The following is a 21,346-nucleotide window of genomic DNA, read 5'->3' as shown; positions in this document are numbered from 1 at the left end:
TCATACATCTATCTTCCCATATTTTAGGTTTGTTCTATGAGATATGCAAATGATACGTAATCCTACTAGCAGGTTTGTATAAGGCCGATCACTAAAGGTATTGTCCATAATAAAACAGATAGGTGAAAACAATGATCATTACGACAGCTGGAAAGAATGCAACACGATTAAGAAACAAAGCACAAGAAGTTGCCGTCTCGATAGACGGTACTTTTGTGGAGAGAGAGAACCGTTCCATCTCTTCGATGATAAGTACTTATAATGACCATGTTCTTATGATCGGAGTGGACAAACTCTCCTATCATCCAAAAGACGGAAGCACACCTTTCTTTTTCCATCCCAATTCTTCCATGTTTCGTGTTAAACAGATTCTTAGAGGAGAAAAAGATGCTTTTATAGAAGCGACTCAACTCAAAGAGGGGATGAAGATTTTAGACTGTACGCTAGGATTAGCCTCTGATGCAATCGTTGCGAGTTTAGTAGCAGGAAGATCAGGATCTATAATCGGAGTAGAAAGCAGCAGAGCCATATCGTTTGTCGTGAAGAGTGGTCTTCAAGTGTGGGATTCTAACTTTGAAGAGATGAATGAATCGATGAGAAGAATTGAAGTGGTCTATGAAGATCATTATGAATTTCTAAAGAAACAGCACGATAACAGCTTTGATGTGGTTTATTTTGATCCGATGTTCGAATCAACGATCTCATCACCTGGCATTCAAGGGTTAAAGAGCAGTGCCGATTATAGTGAACTAACTGAAGCATCCATTAAAGAAGCAGAAAGAGTAGCTTCAAAACGAGTTGTGATGAAAGACAACAAAACAAGTACGAAGTTTAATGACTTAGGGTTTTCCGTCATAAAACGAAATGCCAGTTTTTTATATGGTGTGATTGAATTATAGAGAGATTATGCAATGAAAAAAATCGGACGAGGTGGAACATGATTGATCTTAGAAGTGATACGCTAACGCAACCTACTAAAGAAATGAGAGACGCCATCTATAGTGCTTCTGTTGGTGATGACGTATATGGAGAAGATCCGACCATAAACAAACTTGAAGAGATGGCTGCTGAGATAACAGGAAAAGAGGCTGCTCTGTTTGTAACAAGCGGAACACAGGGAAATCAATTGGCGGTGCTGGCTCAATGTTCACCTGGTGATGAGATCATCGTCGAATCAGAGTCTCATATCTTTTTTTATGAAGGAGCTGCTATCTCAGCATTAGCAGGTGTTCAACCAAGAGTGATTGAAGGTGTACGGGGAGTGATGGATCCAGCTTTAGTCAAACAAGCGATTCGTTCTGAAGATATTCATTTTCCAGATACAACGTTGATCTGTCTTGAGAATACACATAACCGTTCTGGAGGATCTGTCGTTTCATTAGATAATTTGAAAAAGATATATGATGTGGCACAAGAGGCAGGAATTCCTGTCCATATCGATGGAGCGAGATTATTTAATGCAGCTGTAGCAACCTATAAGAATGTGTCAGATTATACCCAATACTGTGATTCTGTACAAATCTGTTTATCAAAAGGATTAGGTTCACCAGTAGGTTCCATTCTTGCAGGAGACAAAAAGTTTATTCAAAAAGCCCGAAAATGGAGAAAACGTTTAGGCGGAGGAATGAGACAAGCTGGTTTTTTGGCGGCAAGTGGTATCATTTCGTTAACAAAGATGGTAGACCGATTAGCTGAAGATCATGATAAAGCGCAAAAGCTAGCAGAAGCGATCGAAGGTATGAACGGGTTAGCACTAGTCAATAAACCGGATACAAATATTGTCATCATAAATATTGAAAATACGAAACAAAAGAATGAAGAGTTTTTAGAGAGATTAAAGCAAGAGGGAGTTCTTGCCGTATCGTTCGGCGAAGGACAGATCCGATTAACAACGCATTATGATGTTAGTGATGAAGATATCGAACATGCAATCTCAGCATTAAGACGAGTAGTAGGATAATAGAATGTATGGCTATAACTGATGAAAAAAAGAACTAATGATAGAAGGATGAGCCCCTAAAAGAAGGCTCATCCTTTGTGTTTTTATAAATGCTTCTTTGCCTTAATGGTCGATGTAACTCTTTGATCTTGAGGGGTTAGTCACTGCAAGTAGATAGGTGAGACACTCAAAGTGAACGAAAAAATGCGGCTTACCGTCTATCCCGCTAAAAGCGAGTATCTGAAAAGGGAAATCAACTGCTTTCAAATAAATTCTATTGAAATACTACAGGAACTCTCTTTTGCGAAATCTGTTCAAAAACATAAGCGGCTTGTATCAGTTTTTTCTCGGAGTATGCCTCTCCGGTAAAAATTACGCTCAACGGCATGCCATCATCATCAAACCCTGAGGGAACAGATATAGAAGGGTATCCTGCTTTTGCGGGAATACCGTACCAGACATCATTTGGACTGATTATGGCAGTCAAGTTGTTCTCTTCTATGACAAGATCTATTCCTTTTTTCTGTGTCATCTCAAGATCGTTTAATTTCGCTTTAAGGTATTCTGGACTTGTTAAAGTTCCGTCAGTCGCGTTACTTTCTATCAAAAGCTCTTGATTGTGCTTTAAACATCTTTCTTTATTTTGTTCATTAAAATTTATAACATCTGATAAAGAGGAGATCTTAATATCTGTGGAAACGGTACGTAAGTAATGGTTTAGTCCAGACTTGAATTCGTGTAAGAGGACCTTATAATCAGATTCCTTTTTCTCTAAAGGAGAGATCTGTTCCAAATATATGATTTCTCCACCTTCATCCTCTATGAGCTTTAATGCTTCATCGAAGACTGATCTTTGTGTATGATTTAAATGCTTTATACAAAATTCGTACGATACCCCGAATCGTTTTCCTTTCAGCGTGGCTTGTTCTAGCCCTTCTATATATCTCATCTCGTTTGGAGCGGCTAATGTTGCAGGATCTAGTGGGTCATTACCCTGGATTGCTTCTAAGAGGATCGCAGCATCTTTAACATTGCGTGCCATAGGACCTGCAGTATCTTGACTAATTGAAATGGGAATGATACCGGATCGAGAGACTAAGCCAACAGTGGGTTTAATTCCTACGATGTTATTATTTCCAGCGGGACATAGGATTGAGCCTGAGGTTTCAGTTCCTATGCTTAGAGTTGCAAAATTACTTGCTACCGCTGCCGCTGAGCCAGAACTAGATCCACTTACATCTAACACTCCAGGTCCGTATGGATTCAATACTTGACCTCCTCTTGAACTAAAGCCGTTTGGCATATTGTATGCCATAAAGTTCGCCCACTCCGTCATATTTGCTTTTCCGATGATGACTGCACCTGCATCTCTCAATTTCTTAACGAGAAAAGCATCACTTTTGGCATAATGGTTTTCTAAAGCCAAAGATCCAGCACTCGTATGCATCTGATCAGAGGTGTCGATATTATCTTTTATGAGGATGGGCACTCCGTGTAGGGGTCCTCTAACATTTCCGTTCTGTCTTTCAATATCGAGACTTTTTGCAATGAACAAAGCATCGGGGTTGATTTCTAAAACAGAGTTGATCTTTGGTCCTTGTTTATCGTATGTAGAAATACGATCTAGATAAAAAGTTACAAGTTCACGAGATGTTAGATCACCGTTCTCATAATGATGCTGTATTTTTTCAAGTGTGATCTCATTTAAATCTAACACGATATTTTGTGACATTATGCCGCTTCCTCTCTTATTTACTCATTACTTATTATATAAAACTGTCGCAAAAAAAGGAATTTTCAAAGTATTTATAGAATAAATAAAAAAAGGCCCGCATCATGCAGCCCTTTAAGGTTTTAAGCCGATTTTTGTATTATTCACTGAAAGATACTTTCATTGGAGACCATTCACCGATAATCCCTTGACCATGAAGTGAAGTACTTCCATCAGGTGATAAGTCTTTCTCGGTCATAAGTCCTAACGCTACGGTGAACTCATTAAACTTGATCGGCACATCTTTTTCTGTTCGAACGATATGTCCGTTCACTAAAAACTTTACTTCATCAGCTGATCGGTTATAGGAGATCTGATAATCGTTCCATTCTCTTTGATTGAATTCTTGTTCTTCTTTAAAGATACAAAAGTATCTCGTTTTTCTGTTTCAGGTACTGACACTCCTGGGAATGGAAGCACAGCATAGACGCTTGCGTATTGATCGTTTCCTGCAAAGAAATCTAATGCAGCTCCAGTAGTAAAGTCCAATAAGTTTACAGAAACAAAACCGTCATACAGATCATTCGCATTTGTTCCGATCGGACGTGAACGCATTTTCCATTGAAAAGAAACGGTTCCGTCTTGTGGCACTTTGATCGGTTCATTTGAATAATACATGTGTTTTGCATTATCTAAGAACTGAACAGAAGGGTGGGATTTAGTGAATGGATTTACTCTAACATATAGCTCGTCATTACGAACGATAACCACTGCCTCAGGCTCTCTAAATTCATGGAAGGATCCATCTGGAAGAGGAAATCCTCCGATCTTCCACGTTTCTGATTCAGTCAGGATAGAATGGAAATTGCTGAGCACGAATTCATTTTGATTTTTTTTCATTAAACACAGCTCCTAGTTAATTGCTTATACACATATTTAATCAAATTAAGATTGATGAGGCAAATGCTGGCTTTTCTATTAATACCCGTCCACAAAAAACTAGATTTCTAGGATGGACAAGTATATTTCAGAAAAAACTGAATAATAATGGTATTAAGAGCTCGCAAATTAAAGGGAGGGTGTTCTCTATGAAAACGGTATCTCAAATTAATTTACGAAAAGAAAAGGAAAAAACGTTCTCAAGCGGAGATAGAATCATGTTGTTTATTACGAAGTTCCACCTTAAATCAAAACGGGATAAATGGTTGACATTAAGGCTTCTGCTTAGAAGAGGATCTGTAGATCTTGTTGAGCAAATCTTAATCAGTTCAGAATATCGAAGAGATTTTCCAGAACTTCTTGAAGATGAAACAGTCAGGGATTTTTATTTAGACTTAAAGAATCCAAAGAAAGATATATGTGTTACCGTTTAACCTTTTGGTGAACCCAAAAGGTTTTCTTCTTGTCATTTTTGTGTGCAAAGTATTTCTCTTTTGTTATAATACGAACAAGAAGATGAAGGAGAACGATGTAATGAAGCGTTATACATTAGAAGAAGCTAATCAATTGCTTCCGGTCCTCTCAAAAGAGTTTGATTCACTACATAATCTACAAAGAGAGTTTGACTTGTGGTATGAATCCTTTCAGCAGGTCGAGCCTCAATTGAATGCTGAGGAAAAAGCGGCTTGGGAAAAAAGAATTCAATTTATGGAGCTTGAAGCTGAAATGTTCATTTCAAATATTTTGTCTCATGGAGTTTGGTTTGAAGATGCCTTCTCATCGACGCTCCACTTTCCAGCTATCCTAAATGGAGAAAAAGGTGTGTTTAAATGGCATCCTGAAGAACCCGTTATCACCGTCTATGAGAGTGTTGAAGAAAACTTAGATTCACTTCATTTGGTAAATTAAGGTTAGCTTATGGATTTCATGTAAATAACACTTGTATTATTCTCAAAAAAAGCTTATGATATTATTCGTGACGTAATTAGCGCCTATAGTGAAATGGATATCACACGAGATTTCGGCTCTCGTATTCTGGGTTCGAATCCTGGTGGGCGCGCCACTTCCAATTGAATAACTAAGAATATCGGTTAGACCGGTACTCACCACGGGGAAGGCAATTGGGACCGGTGGTTTTTTATTTGGCGTCACAAAAATAAACTAACGTTGCAGGTTGGTGATTAATTGTGTCAGAAAAAATGAGAGTACTCTTGTATTACAAGTATGTTCCGATCGATGATCCAGAGAGCTACAAAGACGAGCATCTAAAGTTTTGTAAAGATTTAGGTCTTCTAGGCAGGATAATCGTTGCTCCTGAGGGAATCAATGGAACCGTGTCAGGAACGTATGAACAGACTCAGATCTACATGGATCATCTAAAATCAGATCCGCGATTTGAAGATATTGTTTTTAAAATAGATGAGGTTGAAGAACATGCATTTAAAAAGATGTTTGTTCGTCATAAAAAAGAGCTCGTAACTTGGCGCTTTGAAGATGATGTTGATCCGAATCAATTGTCAGGTAAACGTTTATCTCCAAAAGAATTTTACGAAGCGCTGCAAGACGATGATGTAATCGTAATCGATGGTCGTAACGACTATGAATATGAGATCGGTCATTTTCGCGGTGCAATCCGTCCAGATGTAAAAGCATCAAGAGATTTTCCGAAATGGGTACGCGAAAACATCAGCCAGTTTAAAGATAAAAAAGTTTTAACATATTGTACCGGCGGTATCCGCTGTGAAAAGTTCTCAGGCTTTCTTCTACAAGAAGGGTTTCAAGATGTATCACAGCTTGAGGGCGGGATCGTAACGTACGGTAAAGACGAAGAAGTTCAAGGTAAGCTTTGGGACGGTAAACTTTACGTGTTTGACGAACGTATCTCAGTTCCTGTAAACCGTACAGAAGAAGATGTAGTGATCGCTACATGTTATTATTGCGGAAAAACAGAAGACCGTTATGTGAACTGCGCAAACCCAGAATGTAATAAACAACATGTTTGCTGTACGGAGTGTGAAGTGAAACATAAGCGTTCTTGTTCGAAAGAATGTTTAGATCACCCGCGCAACCGTTATGAGACGGAACAAAAAGAACAACAAACCGTTTAAGCTATAAAGCCAGTGATTATACTGGCTTTTTTTATTTTCCTGTTTTAAAGTTAACGGTATATAGTCATAACTTTTATATCAAACATGGAAAACAAAACGGATGCAAAAACAGATAATAGAGTGTTAAAGAGGTGATAGAGTTGAATAATAAAGCTAACGATATTTCTAAACAAGTGATAAGTAATTATCAAAAAGATGAAGGTATGATGATCATCATCTATGCTCAATGGTGTGTAAATAATAAGCTCGATCCTAAAACGGTCTATCTTAAAGCGTACCCAGACCAAAGTAATAATGACTATGTGATGCATATGCTCGAACAAACGGTTTCAATCGAAGAAGCAGAGCACATCCCTCATGATACCGTACTTCAAGTTTTATCGATGTTTGGTAACGATGACCTTGCCTTTGTCGTGTCTAATGAAATTCAGGCGATAAAGGAGACAATAAAAAGATGACCATCGATAATCTTGTTATCGCAAGTTATAAAACGGGGCAATATATTGGGAAAGCGGGAGAAGAGCGGAATCAAATGGTGTTGTTTGAAGTGCTTGCAGTAAAAAAACACCCTTGGCAAGGTGATCTTCATAATCCTAAACAAGCAGAAGTCCCATTTTTTCAGGAAAGAAGAGCTCTAAGTTACAAGGAAAAAACATGGGTGCCCGTACATACGGTAAAAAACTTTGATGGTGAACTTCTCCCGTACAAAGAATCTCTAAAACAAGCCTTAGATCAATACATAAAGGAACTGAAAGAGGACGATAGCCCATGGGCAAAACGTTCATTGGAATGTTTGTATTCATTAGAAAAAGATTATAAGTTTGATTAAAAATGGATAGACAGTGGAAAGAGAAAATATAGACCAAAAGGTGGCGATAGAATTGGAACTTCAAAAACAGATTATTACAGAGTTGAAAGTAGAACCTAAAATTAATGCGAAAGAAGAGGTTACATCAAGAATTCAATTTTTAAAAGATTACGTAAAAAAATCGGGTGCGAAGGGGTATGTCCTCGGCATCAGTGGTGGACAAGACTCAAGTCTCGCCGGAAAATTAGCTCAGATTGCCATGAACGAGCTTAGAGAAGAAACAGGAGAAAAATATACATTTGTTGCAGTTAGGCTTCCGTATGGTGTTCAAAAAGATGAAGAAGATGCTCAGCGTGCTCTTACATTCATTGGGCCAGATGTATCTTTAACAGTAGATATTAAACCAGCAGTTGACGCATCTGTAAGTGCGTTTATGAAGGCGACCGAAAAAGAACTTTCTCACTTTCTCAAGGGGAACACGAAAGCCCGTGAAAGAATGAAAGTACAATACGACATTGCAGGTGCTTATCAATGTTTGGTTATCGGTACAGATCATGCAGCAGAGGCGATAACCGGCTTCTTTACAAAACATGGTGATGGAGCATGTGACATCGTTCCACTATACGGATTAAATAAAAGACAAGGAAGAGAGTTGCTAAAAGAACTAGGTGCAGAAGAACGCATCTATTTAAAAGTCCCGACAGCTGACCTTGAAGATGACAAGCCGTTGATTCCTGATGAAACAGCACTTGGGGTAACTTATGAAGAAATTGATGATTATCTAGAGGGTAAAGAAGTGTCTTTAGAATCTAAAGAAAAAATTGAAAAGAGATATCTTCAAACCATGCATAAGAGAAATCATCCTGCTTCCATCCATGATACATGGTGGAAGTAATGCAGAGAACACCTGGAAAACCAGGTGTTTTTGTTTTGTCTTTTTTAGGTTATACTTGTTCTTGGAATAAAGGGGAAGGGGATACATAACTTTGAGTAAAACGGCGAAGATCATCATCTCATTAGGTGTCATATTTTTAGCATATTTTGTATATGATACCATCAATCGTGAGAACGAAAGAAAAGATAAATTAAATGTTATCGACGAGCATTTTAAGAAACCTTTTAAGATTGAAGAAGAATTAAAAGAACAATATGATAATGATTTTCTGATCGAAATGGACAAAGAACTATATATAGTAACAGTAGAAAATCATAAAGTCGTCAAAACGGTAAAGCAATAATAGAAAGAAACCGCTTATAAAGAGCGGTTTTTTGTATGATTGTTGGTACTTCGTCTTCCCCATGGAAAGGGAGAAACCTGAAATGATAATCATCTACACTCAAAAGCTTCAATGATCAAAGTGACTCTTGAAGGCATTCTCTTTTTCATTTAAAGTAGATGAAAGCTCAATTGTATACATATTATGTAGATGGGGTGGTAAAATCATGGAAAATTCATACGTTTTGTATCATGATCAAATTATTAAAGACGGATCAATTCCAGTTGATCCAGAAGACAGAGGCTACCATTTCGGAGATGGGATTTATGAAGTGGTGTTTGTTTATGACAAAAAACCTTTTGCGTTTAAAGAGCATTTTGCGAGGTTTGAACAAAGTGCAGAGAAACTAGAACTTGCGATGCCGTATGATGTTTCTACGTTTAAAAACCTTACAGATGAACTGATCAGTAAGAACAACATCGAAAATGGAATGGTCTATATTCAGATGACGCGTGGAGTAGCACCAAGAAATCATCTATATGAAAGAAATATGCAAAGCGTTGTTACAGGTTTTGCAAAATCCGTTTCACTTGAAAACATCGCTGAATCTCAAGCGAACGGAATCAGCACGTATCTAACAGAAGATATTCGTTGGCTACGATGCGATATTAAGAGCTTAAACCTTCTTGGTAACGTGATGGCAAAACGGAAAGCTGCAGATTTTGACTGTCAAGAAGCGGTTCAGCACAGAGATGGAACGGTAACTGAAGGATCTTCTTCCAACGTTTTCATCGTAAAAAATGGAACATTGAAAACACATCCGAGTACCAATTTGATCTTAAATGGTATCACGAGACAGATCGTCATTAAATTAGCACAAGAAAATGGGATCTCCGTTATAGAAGAAGCCTTTTCTGTAGAGGAACTTTTAAAGGCAGACGAAGTGTTCATTACAAGTACAACGATGGAAGTGACACCTGTCACAAAACTTATAGGCTCAGAGAAACAATCATACGTTATTGGTCCTGTTACTCAAATACTACAAGACCACTTTAAAAAACAGATCAAAAAGAATACTTCTGTCGTTAACTAGTCTTAATTGTAGGGGAAAACATGAAAAAAATACTCAAATACTTTATTAATGGACTCTTGACCATCCTTCCGATCGTGTTAGCGGTTTATATGGTTTATAAGATCTTTGGATTCTTAGATAGCATCCTTGGGAACTTATTAAAAGATGTTTTAAAAGAAGACTATATTCCTGGGATCGGACTCATCACAACGCTCGTACTGATCACGGTCTTAGGCTGGATGTCTACGCAATATGTATCAGGAAAAATATTTAGTCTCATTGATCGTTTACTAGAGAAGACACCATTTGTGAAGACGATTTATTCTGTAATAAAAGATACGATCCATTCTCTGTTTGGCGAGAAAAGATCTTTCTCCAAAGTTGTACTGATCGAATATCCTGAACTGAACTTAAAAAGTGTTGGTTTTGTTACGACTGAAGATGTATGTAGTTTAAGTGACGAGTTAGCAGATCACGTTGCGGTGTACATCCCTCAAACGTTTCAGATTGCCGGCTTTACTTTTTTAGTCCCAAAGAACAAGATCAAAGTTCTTGATATAAAACCTGAAGAGGCCATGAAGTTTTTATTATCGGGTGGCGTCGCAATAAAATAATTTAGCTAATGAACAAACACCCTTGTAATGGAAAGGGTGTTTTTCGTTGCTTTATTTCATACATTGTTAGAAAAGGAGGGTGTTAAGATTGATAACTTCTAAACGTCTATTTACAAAATTAACACTTCTCCCGTTTGAAATGGTTTTAAACGCTATTCCTTTTTTTCATAGAGAAAAAGTAGTTTGGGAACTAAGTGAAGTTCAGAAGACCTTACTCCAAGATGAGTGGAAGAGAATAAAAAGAAGAAGTGATGGCGTTAAGATAAATGTTCAAAGCCATAATAAAGAATTAGTTCAAAGAATCAGGTCGGAGACAAAACGCAACAACAAGAATAACATTACGCGTACTGCAGCCTATTTAGCTTTTTATAACCAACATCCTGAGATCACATGGTCATTCTTGGCACATATGGTCTCAAGAAATGCTGGATATTTTATGAGTGATCTAAAAGGTGAGTACTTACCACATATTCTTCAGGAGACGTTTGTAGAGAAATTATACGATATGCTTGAGAAAGGAAACAGTTTGATTTTCGAGGATGCTTACCCTCAATTGCTTTTGTATGAAGAAAGTAAAAAAACGGGGATATCTTTGTTTCATCTAAGTCATCATTTTAATGTTTCGCCATTTATAGAAGGAGTTTGGGAGGTTTATTTTCGGCGAGAAGATCGGAGTTTTTTATTACCTGTCGCACAAATTATTAATGAACAGAGTCATATAGAAAAAGCGCTTGTTCAAACAAAGGAGTATAAACAATTATTAGAATCGATCACATATCGACTTCAAGAATGGCTGAAGCTTTCTCAAATCTTGTTTCCTACATGGCCTTTGAAACGTTCGATAGGAAGAAACATGAACCATTTTAAAAATCTGGACGAAAGAATTCGGTTAGGGCAGAATTTATATTCCGCATTATTTCAGCCACAATTTTTAACGAAGATACACAGATTTGCGAATACATTTTCTCATACGGGATCACGATGTGATTATGATCACGATAGCTTTACAGCTTATTATTCTCCTCCTGATAAATTCCCTAAAGAAAAGCTCTCTTTTTTTAAAACGAAAAAAACGAAAAAAATATATAGTCCATTTCTTCTGGATGTATGGAAGCATACATTTCATGGACCCCATCCTTTCTCAGATTGGTTTGATGATGAAGAGTACGTGATAAAGATGATGAAGTTAGTCGATAGACGTTCACCATCCACTTGGATGGCGTATTGGTCTGGTCTTCACAAAATAGAATCTGTGTTTCTAGTTAACCGGTTTTATCAGTTGCTCAAAAAAAAATAGAAACCTTTGATTAAGGCTTCTATTTAAAAAAGGAAAGGATGTTACCCATTTGCTGTGCTAGGCCCATAACTTGATTAGCTCCGCCCATCATTTTTCCAAAGTTTAGTCCGGATCCTTGATTGTTTGGCATCATGCCCATCGAACTTTGACTGCCTTGCGTTTGCTGCTGCTGAAAAGGCATACCTTGCATCATAGGATGTGGCATCCCACCAGGGGGCATCATTGGCATCATATACGGCATGAAAGGCTGTTGAGTGAATCCTTGTGAATATTGCTGTTGTGGCATAGCTGGAGCTTGAGCTGCAGGAGCGTATGGCGGTCTGCCGGGTACCGTTTGGCTATTTGCATATCCCTTTGCAGTAGGTGTAGTAAAAGGGTCGTATCCGCCATATGGGAACATTCTTACAGATTTCTCTTTCAAAAAAAATCACCTCATAATAGTTTCTATATATATATATTCAACGAATGAAAAAGGGACATAACCCTTTCGTGGAAGTGATGAAAACGCCCTGTCCAAATTTAAAACACATCATATTTTAATAATAAAAATGTGTGCTTCGAAAAGGAGGATAAGGGATTTATGTCTGATGATCATACTTCATATGAATGGTTGTTAACCGCGATTGGTGATTCCTTAACTGTTGGAGTAGGGGCACCAGTGTTCGGTAAAGGATATGTTGGAAGGTATGTAAACTTTACACAAACCACATTTGATAAGCAAATCTTAGTGAATAACTTTGCAGTCACGGGAACAACGTCCGAAGAAATATTAAATTCCTTACAAGATAAAGAGATCAAGCGGTCGATTAAGGATTCAAAAATCATTTTGATTACAGCAGGCGGCAACGATCTCATACAAGCGGCTTTTAAATATATGTTTACGAAAGAAGAAGATTTGATCTACCACGCACTTGAAAAATGCAAAAAAAATCTGAACAGAATCTTTAAGAAAATCTATAAAATAAAACGAAATTCAACTGATCCGTTTATCATTCGAATATGCACGCTATATAACCCGTATTTTAAATGGAGTAAAGCTATGCAATGGGTCAACATGTTTAACGAATTGATCAAAAGTTATGAGAAGATGCCTTATGTAAAAGTAGCTGATCTATATAGTGTGTTTGTGGGTAGAGAAAGTGAGCTAGTATGTTTTGATACGATCCATCCCAATAAGAAAGGCTATCAAGTAATAGCGGTTTCTTTGTTTGATTTAGGATTCACTGAAATCGAGTGATAAAGAGATATTTTCGACCTACAATAATTTCACGTACCGTTAGCGTTATATATAATTTATAATAATAAAAGATGCCCCTAAACAAAAAAAGAAGCTGTCACAATTAGGACAGCTCCTTTTCAAAGTTTATTTACATAACTGGGACTTTTTCAAATTCTTTCCTGAGAGATTTAGATCGTTTTGCAGCATGTTCCACTGCTTTTTCAATGGCGACTCCACCGCCATTCTCTGCAAGTGCTTCGAGACCTGCAGCTGTCGTACCGTTGGGTGAAGTTACTTTCTTTCTGAGTTCAGAAGGAGAATCATTAGATTCCATAACCATCTTACTAGCACCATAAAGTGTTTGCGCAGCAATGTCGCGAGCTAGTTCACGATCGAGTCCGTTTTCAACAGCAACATCTTCCATGTGTTCAAGTAGATAATAAAAATATGCTGGTCCACTACCGGCTAATCCAGTGAAAACATCCATCTGTTCTTCGGAAATGATTTTCACTTTACCGATTGCTTTCGATAATTCTTGAGCTAAATCCAAATCTTCATTCTTCACAAACTTTCCGGCACTAATACCTGTGATGGATTCACCAATCATACTTGAAGTATTAGGCATCACGCGAACGATAGGTAAAGATCTGTCGATGATCTCTTCTATAAACGTAGTTGAAATTCCGGCAAGAACGGATAAAATGACATGGTGATCTTGAAGTGCGGGTCTAAGTTGTTGAAGAACTTCTTCCGCTTGTTTTGGTTTTACCGCAAGAATAATCACATCTGTATTTGTTAATGAGAGTTCTCGAACTGAAGTTGTTGTAATGTTATATCTGTTGGTTAGTTCTAATCTTCTGTTTTCATTACTGTGGTTCGCGGCTATGATTCGATTAGGAGAAATTCCAGCCTTATTGATCAATCCTGATATCATTGCTTCTGCCATCGAACCTGCACCGATAAACGCAATATTTCTATATTTTAACATGCAACCCCTCTTTCAATGATTTTAATTATCAATAAAGTACTATGTTAACATCTTCACAAATTTATGCAAGTCGTTATGTTCTTTTCCATCTGATTGTAATATGATTTTTACATAAGGAATAAGGAAATGAATGGGGGAATAAGAATGAAATTTTACGTGGCTTCAGGTTTTCAAAATAAAGAGCTTGTAAAAAGGATAGGGGATGACTTACAAAAGAATCTTCAATGGCAGCTGACTTATGATTGGACGCTAAACGCTAGGGCTGAGACGAAAGAGGATTTGGCTGAAATAGGTAAGAAAGAATATGAAGCAGTGATGGAAGCTGACATAACGATCGTAATCTTGCCTGGAGGAAAAGGGTGTCATACAGAACTCGGTATTGCTCTAGGGAATAAGAAAACCGTAATCTTGTATGATCCAGAAGGTGTGTTAAACAAATTAACAGAAGCCACTACATTTTATTTTCTACCAGAGATCATTCATTGGAATGGGGTAGTAGAAGAACTGCCTTCATTATGCAGTTCTTCTGTACCTCATTGCGCTTCTTTGTAAGATTGATTTTGAAAGGTTGTAACGGTTTTATTTGCAATTCGATCGTATCCTTCTTCGTTTGGATGGATGGAATCAAAAAGCCATTTATCCATATCTTCTGTTTGAAGGGCATCACTAACAGGAACTACTAGAGCTGGTTTGTGTGAAAGTGCTGTTTCATAGGCGATTAGATTCCAATCATTTAAAAGTTTTTCAGTAGCGGGGTAATATTTCTGTTCGGCATTTACAACGTTATATAATTCATTTAATACAATTATCGCATTAGGGTTATGCTTCCTGATGTTTTCGAAAATGTCATTTAAATTTTGCTGATACTCAGTTTTAACATCATCATAACTTTGTATCGCTTTTAGAGGGCCCTGTTTTTTTGCTATTTGTACAAGGTCATTACCGCCAATATTAATTGAAATGATATCTGCTTTTTCGACAGATTGCTGAACGGCTGAAATCTCCAATTGATTCAATAATCCTTGACTCGTAAACCCGGAAACACCTTGATTTTCAAGAACAAAGGTTTTCCCTGTTAAGTTCTGGAGGTTATCGTTTACTTTAGTGGCGAAACCACCTTCTTCAGAGCCTCTACCTTCAGCAACAGAATCGCCTAGTACAAGGTGATTAAATGTTGTTTTTGGAGAATTTTTAAGGTGATCGAGATAAGTGATCTGCTTAGAATCTGAGGAAGCGTTGTGGTCGATCACAGATTCTTTTTTAATCTGGCTTATTTTATATTGTGGATAGTAATACCACCCAACCGCACTTATAACCAACAGCAAAACAAACAAGGAGATCATATATCTTTTCTTCATATATATCCTCCTGTATGAAAAGGTTTAATAAAAGTATTAGTTATTGATAATAACATAAATATGCCTAGAAAGTGAAAGGTGACAACTTGAATAACCATTCTTTAAAGATACCTGTATTTATACCTTTAATAATAGGGATTGTAGCAATATCGTTTTCTTCCATTTTTGTTAAATGGTCTGATGCACCAGTCTCTGTACAAGGGATGTACCGATTATTATTTACACTGATCATGATGTTCCCTTTTGTTTGGAAACAAGTTTATTTATTGAAAAAAATAACTTGGCATGAGATCTGCTTATTATTTTTATCAGGAACCTTTCTAGCTCTTCATTTCTTGTTTTGGATGGGATCATTGAAATTAACTACCGTAGCAAGTTCAACGATACTACTTTCCCTACAGCCTGTATTTGTAATGATTGGAGCATACATAGCGTTTCGGGAAAAAACGTCTAAAGCTGCGATTATAGGGATGGTGGTTGCCATTCTTGGTGCCATTATGATTGGGTGGGGAGACATTGGCATCTCTGCAAAACATATTCAAGGAGATCTTTTATCGATTCTAGGTACGATTGTAGTGGCAGCCCATATGTTGATCGGCCAAAAGCTTCTTCGAACATTTCCTGCTACGCTTTATAGTTTTTCGGTATTTTTGATAGCGGTCATTGTATTTGGAATCTACAATTTTACTTTGGGTATATCGATGACTGGTTATTCTGAGCAAGAGTGGGGAATTTTTCTGTTGCTTGCAATCGTTCCAACTGTTTTTGGACATGTATTATTCAACTGGTTACTAAAATATGTTACGGCTGCTACGATATCAATGGCAATCTTAGGAGAACCTGTTGGTGCCACTTTGTTAGCTTTTCTAATACTGGATGAATCACTAACTCTTTCCCAATGGAGTGGAGGCGTTATCGTATTAGCCGGACTTTACTACTTCCTGCAAAATACGAGAAAACAGAAGAATAGCTCACCTCCAGCTCCGGTTAAGACACCAGTTACACCAGGTCCCATGGTAAAAAAAGGGTGAGAGCCTTTTTCTATGCTTTTGAATGACATTCTTATATGATGAAACAAACAGATGAAAAAGGAGATTGATCTCATGAGTAACTATGCAAAAGCTACTTTTGCTGGTGGATGTTTTTGGTGTATGGTCACACCATTTGAAGAATGGCCTGGTATTATTTCTGTAGAATCAGGCTATACGGGTGGCCATAAAGAAAATCCGACTTACAAAGAAGTTTGTAGCGAAACGACTGGCCATTTTGAGGCAGTCCAAATTACATTTGATCCATCTATCATCTCGTATGAAAAAATCGTTTCTGTGTTTTGGAAACAAATTGATCCTACTGATGCAGGAGGTCAATTTTATGACCGCGGTGATTCGTATCGCACTGCCATTTTTTATCATGATGAAGAACAAAAAACGATCGCTGAGAAATCAAAGAAGGAATTAGAGGAGAGCGGCCGATTCGACAAACCGATCGCAACTTTAATATTACCAGCTGATACATTCTATCCGGCTGAAGAATATCATCAGGATTATCACAAAAAGAATCCGTTTCATTACAAGCGTTATCGTCAAGGCTCAGGTAGAGATGCATTTATTAAATCACACTGGGTAGACAATGGGCAAAAAGAAGAAATTCTTAAAACATTAAGTCCTATCCAGTATAACGTTACACAAAACGATGGAACTGAACCACCGTTTCAAAATGAATTTTGGAATCATACAGAAGAAGGTATCTATGTAGATATCGTTTCTGGAGAACCTCTTTTTAGTTCTTTAGATAAATTTGATAGCAGCTGTGGATGGCCAAGTTTTACAAAACCGGTTCGTTCATCTACTGTTGAAGAAAAAGAGGACTTATCACACGGTATGATCAGAACGGAAGTTAGAAGTAAGGATGCAGACTCCCATTTAGGACATGTATTCACTGATGGTCCTCGAGATCGCGGAGGATTAAGATATTGTATCAACTCTGCAGCACTCCGGTTTATTCCGAAGAACGAACTAAAAGAAAAAGGATACGGAGAATATCTCACTCTGTTCGAACAAAAATAAGCCAACACCTAATCAATGACAAAGAAAAACCAGCCCATTTCGCTGGTTTTTCTTTATATACATGAATTCAAGTTAGATTATTTAATTTTAAATCGTCCTACGTTTATTCGTCCTAGACTTCTTGTTTTTACGTATAGAAAAAGATCAAACTCACTCAATAGTAGTGGGTTTGATCTTTTTTTGTTTAGTTAACAGGTATGGATTTGAGCGGAATCATACTTTGAACCTTTATAGGGTGGAATTTTCATTACCTAAGCTCAAACTGTTTTATTTTTGTTCAGAAGAGGAATAAGAATGTGACTGAATGTATTTTAATCGGGCAAATAGAATAATTGCTCCAGCTGTTAGACCTGATATTAAACCAATCCAATAACCATATGCACCAAGAGTTGTGAAGTTCGCTAGATAATATCCAACGGGTAGACCAAGCACCCAGTAAGAGATAAATGAAAGCATAAAGGTTACATTTACATCTTTATAGCCTCTTAGTGCACCTTGTATCGGAGCACCTATAGCGTCAGCCAATTGAAAGAACACTGCATACCATAAGAACGAGATCGTAAGTTGAATGACTTCTGGTTCGTTTGAATACATTCTCGCTACTTGGTCATCGAAAATGACTAAAAGACCTGATAGGATTAGAGCAAATCCAACTGCCGTTATTATTCCGATGTAACTATATTGGGCTGCGTCTTTAAAGCGTTTTGCACCAACTTCAAAACCAACTGCAATCGTAAGCGCAAAAGAGATGCTTAGTGGCAGCATATATAGGAATGAAGCAAAGTTAAGTGCGGCTTGGTGAGCCGCTATGGTTATCGTGTTAAAATCACTCATTAACAAGGTAACAGCCGCAAATATACTTACTTCAAAAAAGATGGCAAGACCAATCGGAACGCCGATTTTCAACTGTTCTTTCCAAGCGGTCAAAGAAGGTTTATAGAAGTTTCTAAAAAGTTTATATCCCCTAAATGGATTCACTTTAACGACGATGACAACGGTAATAATTGCGGTTACCCAATACGTTATAGCTGTTGCAACACCTGCACCTACTCCGCCTAATTCTGGAAAACCACCTTTACCAAAAATAAATAGGTAGTTAAAGATCGCATTTACGGGTAGTCCGACAAGAGTAATAAACATTGTAATTCTAGTTTGACCAAGCGCATCTATAAAAGATCGAAGTGCTCCATATAAAAACAATGGCATGATCCCGAAAGAGAGTGCGATTAAATATCCTCTTGCAACATTTTCAACTTCTTTTTCAAGAGACATCGCTCCTAAAATAGGATCTAACATAACTGATCCTAAAACAACAACGATGACGGATATTACAACAGACAAGTAGACTGCTTGCATAACAGATCGGGGAACATTTTTAGTGTTCTTAGCACCTAAAAGCTGTGAGACGATAGGTGTTAATGCCATTAGGATACCATTTAGCCCAGTGAAGATTGGCACCCACAAACTCGATCCGATGGCTACACCTGCTAATTGATCAGCACCAGATCGGCCACTCATTACCGTATCTAAAAAGTTCATGGCATACAAGCCTAACTGAGTGACTAAGACTGGAATCACCAGGATTAAGAAGTTTTTGTATTTATCTCTTAACGAATATGTCTGTATCATATGCATACTTCCTTTAGTATTAAACTGTCAATTCGAGACAATGCATTATATCATAAAACATAACTAATATACGTGAAGGAGAAACTATGAGTGTTCAATTTCTTTTTGAAGTTCAATCTGTTCTGCCAGGAGAGCAAAGCGACGAAAAGATTGTACTGGTATCAACAGAGCTTTTATATAAAAGCAGTGGGGAAACAATTTATACAGGCATAATACCGGTCAGAGTTACAGAACATGGAGTTTTTGTATCAGTACCAGCCGTTACGGCGGCTTTTAATTCAAAATATTTACGAACGGAAACGTTATTTCGGTTAAAAAGATACATTAAACGCATGAGAGATTACTTGGATTTTGATAATAAGGAATAAGTTGACTTTTTGTTTTTGCCCTCATATAATATGAAAAACTATAACTCAGATCATTTATGAAAAAGAGAGTACTCTGTAAGGATGTTCATAGCGAGCAAGGAATCGGTGTAAGCCTTGCACTACTTACAGACGAAGCGCACTTTGGAAATGTTTGCTTGAAACGAAGTAGAGCAGACCGGGACTTCCCGTTAACAAGTCAAGTGGCCTTTTGGCAATGAGAGTGGTACCGCGGTTAATATCCGTCTCTTCTATTAATGTAGAAGAGGCGGATTTTTTTTATTTTAGGGAGGGAAACGAATGAACGGAAAACATATATTTGCAGCTTACTTACAAGATCAAATCGGGAATGACTTAACATGGGAACAAATTGAAGCCTCTATTGAAAAGCCAAAACAGATCCAACATGGTGATCTAGCATTTCCCTGTTTTCAGTTAGCTAAGACCTTTAAGAAATCTCCAAATGAAATCGCAAAAACGATAGCTCAAGGAAACATTTCAGGTGAGTTTGAGAAAATTGAAGCTGTAGGGAGCTATGTAAATGTTTTTTTAAATAAAAAAGCAGAAGCTCAATCTCTGCTGACTCAAATTTTAAAAGAGAAGGACGCATATGCCAACCATCGTTTCGGTCATGGGAAAACGATCCTTTTAGATCTTTCCTCACCAAACATCGCTAAGCCGTTCTCGATGGGACATCTACGCTCGACTGTAATCGGTTCCTCTATAGCCGCTATCAGTGAAAAATGCGGCTACCAGACAGTAAAAATAAATTATATAGGAGATTGGGGAACTCAGTTTGGAAAATTGATCTCAGCCTATTTAAAGTGGGGCGAGGAAAATAAAGTCCGTAATAATCCGATCGAAGAGCTGACTAAACTTTACGTACGTTTTCATGAAGAAGCTGAAAAAGATCCTTCGTTAAATGATGAAGGTAGAATGTGGTTTAAGAAATTAGAAGATCATGATCCAAAAGCTAAAGAACTATGGATCTGGTTTAAAGAAGTATCTTTAGAAGCTTTTCAGAAAATTTATGAGTTATTGGATGTCCAATTCGATTCCTATAACGGTGAAGCTTTCTTTAACGATAAGATGGATGCTTCTTTGAAAGCATTGCAAGAAATGAATTTGTTAGAACTCTCTGAAGGTGCTCAAGTTGTAAGAGTAGGTGATGATCTACCACCGTGTTTGATCAAAAAGACAGACGGTGCCACTTTATATGCAACACGTGACATTACGGCTGCTCTCTATAGAAAGAACACCTATGACTTTGACGAAGCGTTCTATGTTGTCGGTCACGAACAATCTCTACATTTTGAACAAGTGAAGCGAGTCCTGAGAAAGCTCGGACATGATTGGGCAGACAACATGCACCATGTTCCATTCGGGCTCATTTTACAGAACGGTAAGAAAATGAGTACTCGAAAAGGAAAAACAGTCCTATTAGAAACGGTTATTTTAGAAGCAGTTAAGTTAGCAGAACAAAATATTCGAAGTAAGAATCCTGAACTACATGAAATAGCGACCGTCGCTCGTCAAGTAGGAGTGGGGGCTGTTATCTTTCATGATTTAAAAAATGAAAAGGGAAATGATGTGGAATTTTCGCTTGAGATGATGCTTAAATTCGAAGGTGACACAGGGCCGTATGTGCAGTATACAGCAGCTAGAATACAAACCTTATTGAATAGAGGGAACTTTACCGGGAGCGTTCCACTAGAGTTCTCCATCGGATCTGAAAGCTGGGAGATTCTATCTGTATTAAGCGAGTTTCCTGAAGTTGTTGAACTTGCGTTTCACAGAAAAGAACCATCTATAATTTCAAAATATGTCTTAAAACTATCTCATAAGTTCAACCACTATTATGCACATGTGAAAATCTTAGATAGTAAAGAAACGCCAGAACGATTAGCACTTTGTGCAGCTGTTCAAATCGTGCTGAAAGAAGGATTACGATTATTAGGCGTACAGACACCGAATAAAATGTAAAGTTACCGATTATTTTGCTGTAAAGTTTATTTA

At 37.5% G+C, this 21,346-nt stretch carries 23 protein-coding genes, 1 tRNA gene, 1 pseudogene and 1 other annotated feature; of the genes and pseudogenes, 19 read left to right on the top strand and 6 right to left on the bottom strand.

The features are described 5' to 3' along the window. The first annotated feature begins 131 nt into the window (after window positions 1–131). On the top strand, window positions 132–899 hold the full coding sequence (locus ACFS5O_RS14565) for a class I SAM-dependent methyltransferase (RefSeq protein ID WP_205726228.1): 768 nt from the start codon (window positions 132–134) through the stop codon (window positions 897–899). 38 nt (window positions 900–937) lie between these two features. Further along, a complete protein-coding gene (gene ltaE, locus ACFS5O_RS14560; protein WP_205726229.1) occupies window positions 938–1,960 on the top strand; it encodes a low-specificity L-threonine aldolase in 1,023 nt (340 codons plus the stop codon). A 253-nt stretch (window positions 1,961–2,213) separates the two neighbouring features. On the opposite strand, the gene ACFS5O_RS14555 is transcribed toward ltaE, so the two are convergent. Both ACFS5O_RS14555 and ACFS5O_RS14550 read right to left on the bottom strand, forming a co-directional pair. Continuing rightward, entirely contained in the window at window positions 2,214–3,671 is a 1,458-nt protein-coding gene (locus tag ACFS5O_RS14555) for an amidase family protein (RefSeq protein ID WP_205726230.1), read from the bottom strand. Between the two features lie 139 nt (window positions 3,672–3,810). Next, window positions 3,811–4,550, bottom strand: a pseudogene (locus ACFS5O_RS14550) (DUF6081 family protein). A gap of 188 nt (window positions 4,551–4,738) precedes the next feature. Here ACFS5O_RS14550 and ACFS5O_RS14545 point away from each other — a divergent pair. The 11 genes from ACFS5O_RS14545 to ACFS5O_RS14495 all read left to right on the top strand — a co-directional run bounded on the left by ACFS5O_RS14545 (window position 4,739) and on the right by ACFS5O_RS14495 (window position 11,705). Next, window positions 4,739–5,023 carry a hypothetical protein gene (locus ACFS5O_RS14545; RefSeq protein WP_205726231.1) on the top strand — a complete coding sequence of 95 codons (285 nt, stop codon included), beginning with the start codon at window positions 4,739–4,741 and terminating at the stop codon, window positions 5,021–5,023. A gap of 100 nt (window positions 5,024–5,123) precedes the next feature. Continuing rightward, window positions 5,124–5,498 (top strand): DUF2203 domain-containing protein, encoded by a 375-nt coding sequence (locus tag ACFS5O_RS14540; RefSeq protein ID WP_066394065.1) that lies wholly within the window; start codon window positions 5,124–5,126, stop codon window positions 5,496–5,498. Window positions 5,499–5,577: 79 nt separating this feature from the next. After that, window positions 5,578–5,652, top strand: a tRNA-Arg gene (locus ACFS5O_RS14535). A 136-nt stretch (window positions 5,653–5,788) separates the two neighbouring features. Next, complete coding sequence (trhO, locus tag ACFS5O_RS14530; RefSeq protein ID WP_205727273.1) at window positions 5,789–6,697, top strand: oxygen-dependent tRNA uridine(34) hydroxylase TrhO; 909 nt, start codon at window positions 5,789–5,791, stop codon at window positions 6,695–6,697. A gap of 140 nt (window positions 6,698–6,837) precedes the next feature. Further along, window positions 6,838–7,155, top strand: coding sequence for a hypothetical protein (locus tag ACFS5O_RS14525; RefSeq protein ID WP_205726232.1), 318 nt, complete (start codon window positions 6,838–6,840; stop codon window positions 7,153–7,155). Further along, the gene (gene kapB, locus ACFS5O_RS14520; protein ID WP_205726233.1) at window positions 7,152–7,526 is read left to right on the top strand and encodes a kinase-associated lipoprotein KapB; all 375 of its coding nucleotides are present in this window, start codon (window positions 7,152–7,154) and stop codon (window positions 7,524–7,526) included. Before ACFS5O_RS14525 ends, kapB begins: the two co-directional genes overlap by 4 nt. 52 nt (window positions 7,527–7,578) lie before the next feature. After that, the gene (gene nadE, locus ACFS5O_RS14515; RefSeq protein ID WP_205726234.1) at window positions 7,579–8,400 is read left to right on the top strand and encodes an ammonia-dependent NAD(+) synthetase; all 822 of its coding nucleotides are present in this window, start codon (window positions 7,579–7,581) and stop codon (window positions 8,398–8,400) included. A gap of 91 nt (window positions 8,401–8,491) precedes the next feature. Further along, a complete protein-coding gene (locus ACFS5O_RS14510) occupies window positions 8,492–8,743 on the top strand; it encodes a hypothetical protein (protein WP_205726235.1) in 252 nt (83 codons plus the stop codon). Between the two features lie 205 nt (window positions 8,744–8,948). Next, the gene (gene dat, locus ACFS5O_RS14505) at window positions 8,949–9,815 is read left to right on the top strand and encodes a D-amino-acid transaminase (RefSeq protein WP_205726236.1); all 867 of its coding nucleotides are present in this window, start codon (window positions 8,949–8,951) and stop codon (window positions 9,813–9,815) included. 20 nt (window positions 9,816–9,835) lie between these two features. Further along, window positions 9,836–10,408 (top strand): DUF502 domain-containing protein, encoded by a 573-nt coding sequence (locus tag ACFS5O_RS14500; protein WP_205726237.1) that lies wholly within the window; start codon window positions 9,836–9,838, stop codon window positions 10,406–10,408. An 88-nt stretch (window positions 10,409–10,496) separates the two neighbouring features. Next, the gene (locus ACFS5O_RS14495; protein WP_205726238.1) at window positions 10,497–11,705 is read left to right on the top strand and encodes a DUF2515 family protein; all 1,209 of its coding nucleotides are present in this window, start codon (window positions 10,497–10,499) and stop codon (window positions 11,703–11,705) included. 19 nt (window positions 11,706–11,724) lie between these two features. On the opposite strand, the gene ACFS5O_RS14490 is transcribed toward ACFS5O_RS14495, so the two are convergent. Beyond that, entirely contained in the window at window positions 11,725–12,126 is a 402-nt protein-coding gene (locus ACFS5O_RS14490) for a hypothetical protein (protein WP_205726239.1), read from the bottom strand. A 159-nt stretch (window positions 12,127–12,285) separates the two neighbouring features. On the opposite strand from ACFS5O_RS14490, the gene ACFS5O_RS14485 reads away from it, so the two are divergent. Next, the gene (locus ACFS5O_RS14485) at window positions 12,286–12,942 is read left to right on the top strand and encodes a GDSL-type esterase/lipase family protein (protein ID WP_205726240.1); all 657 of its coding nucleotides are present in this window, start codon (window positions 12,286–12,288) and stop codon (window positions 12,940–12,942) included. 130 nt (window positions 12,943–13,072) lie between these two features. On the opposite strand, the gene proC is transcribed toward ACFS5O_RS14485, so the two are convergent. Then, window positions 13,073–13,912: a pyrroline-5-carboxylate reductase gene (gene proC, locus ACFS5O_RS14480; RefSeq protein ID WP_205726241.1), complete on the bottom strand. Its 840-nt coding sequence runs from the start codon at window positions 13,910–13,912 to the stop codon at window positions 13,073–13,075. 144 nt (window positions 13,913–14,056) lie between these two features. Here proC and ACFS5O_RS14475 point away from each other — a divergent pair, with 144 nt between their 5' ends. After that, on the top strand, window positions 14,057–14,464 hold the full coding sequence (locus ACFS5O_RS14475; protein WP_205726242.1) for a group-specific protein: 408 nt from the start codon (window positions 14,057–14,059) through the stop codon (window positions 14,462–14,464). Here ACFS5O_RS14475 and ACFS5O_RS14470 read toward each other — a convergent pair. Then, window positions 14,446–15,270: a GDSL-type esterase/lipase family protein gene (locus ACFS5O_RS14470; protein WP_205726243.1), complete on the bottom strand. Its 825-nt coding sequence runs from the start codon at window positions 15,268–15,270 to the stop codon at window positions 14,446–14,448. The genes ACFS5O_RS14475 and ACFS5O_RS14470 overlap by 19 nt on opposite strands. A gap of 86 nt (window positions 15,271–15,356) precedes the next feature. Here ACFS5O_RS14470 and ACFS5O_RS14465 point away from each other — a divergent pair, with 86 nt between their 5' ends. Then, window positions 15,357–16,301: a DMT family transporter gene (locus ACFS5O_RS14465; RefSeq protein ID WP_205726244.1), complete on the top strand. Its 945-nt coding sequence runs from the start codon at window positions 15,357–15,359 to the stop codon at window positions 16,299–16,301. Between the two features lie 72 nt (window positions 16,302–16,373). Continuing rightward, window positions 16,374–17,336 carry a peptide-methionine (S)-S-oxide reductase MsrA gene (gene msrA, locus ACFS5O_RS14460; protein ID WP_205726245.1) on the top strand — a complete coding sequence of 321 codons (963 nt, stop codon included), beginning with the start codon at window positions 16,374–16,376 and terminating at the stop codon, window positions 17,334–17,336. 267 nt (window positions 17,337–17,603) lie between these two features. On the opposite strand, the gene ACFS5O_RS14455 is transcribed toward msrA, so the two are convergent. Next, window positions 17,604–18,965 carry an MATE family efflux transporter gene (locus ACFS5O_RS14455; RefSeq protein ID WP_205726246.1) on the bottom strand — a complete coding sequence of 454 codons (1,362 nt, stop codon included), beginning with the start codon at window positions 18,963–18,965 and terminating at the stop codon, window positions 17,604–17,606. Window positions 18,966–19,051: 86 nt separating this feature from the next. Between ACFS5O_RS14455 and ACFS5O_RS14450 the strand changes: the two genes are divergently transcribed. Continuing rightward, window positions 19,052–19,333 carry a hypothetical protein gene (locus ACFS5O_RS14450; RefSeq protein ID WP_205726247.1) on the top strand — a complete coding sequence of 94 codons (282 nt, stop codon included), beginning with the start codon at window positions 19,052–19,054 and terminating at the stop codon, window positions 19,331–19,333. Window positions 19,334–19,380: 47 nt separating this feature from the next. Continuing rightward, window positions 19,381–19,583 (top strand) — a binding site (T-box leader). 47 nt (window positions 19,584–19,630) lie between these two features. Continuing rightward, window positions 19,631–21,313 carry an arginine--tRNA ligase gene (gene argS, locus ACFS5O_RS14445; protein ID WP_205726248.1) on the top strand — a complete coding sequence of 561 codons (1,683 nt, stop codon included), beginning with the start codon at window positions 19,631–19,633 and terminating at the stop codon, window positions 21,311–21,313. Window positions 21,314–21,346: the final 33 nt, after the last annotated feature.

The organism is Fictibacillus nanhaiensis (assembly GCF_042686385.1).
In the GTDB taxonomy this organism is placed as follows: Bacteria; Bacillota; Bacilli; order Bacillales; family Fictibacillaceae; genus Fictibacillus; species Fictibacillus nanhaiensis.
Note: the sequence above shows the minus strand (reverse complement) of the source record. Positions and strands in the feature narration are given on the sequence as shown.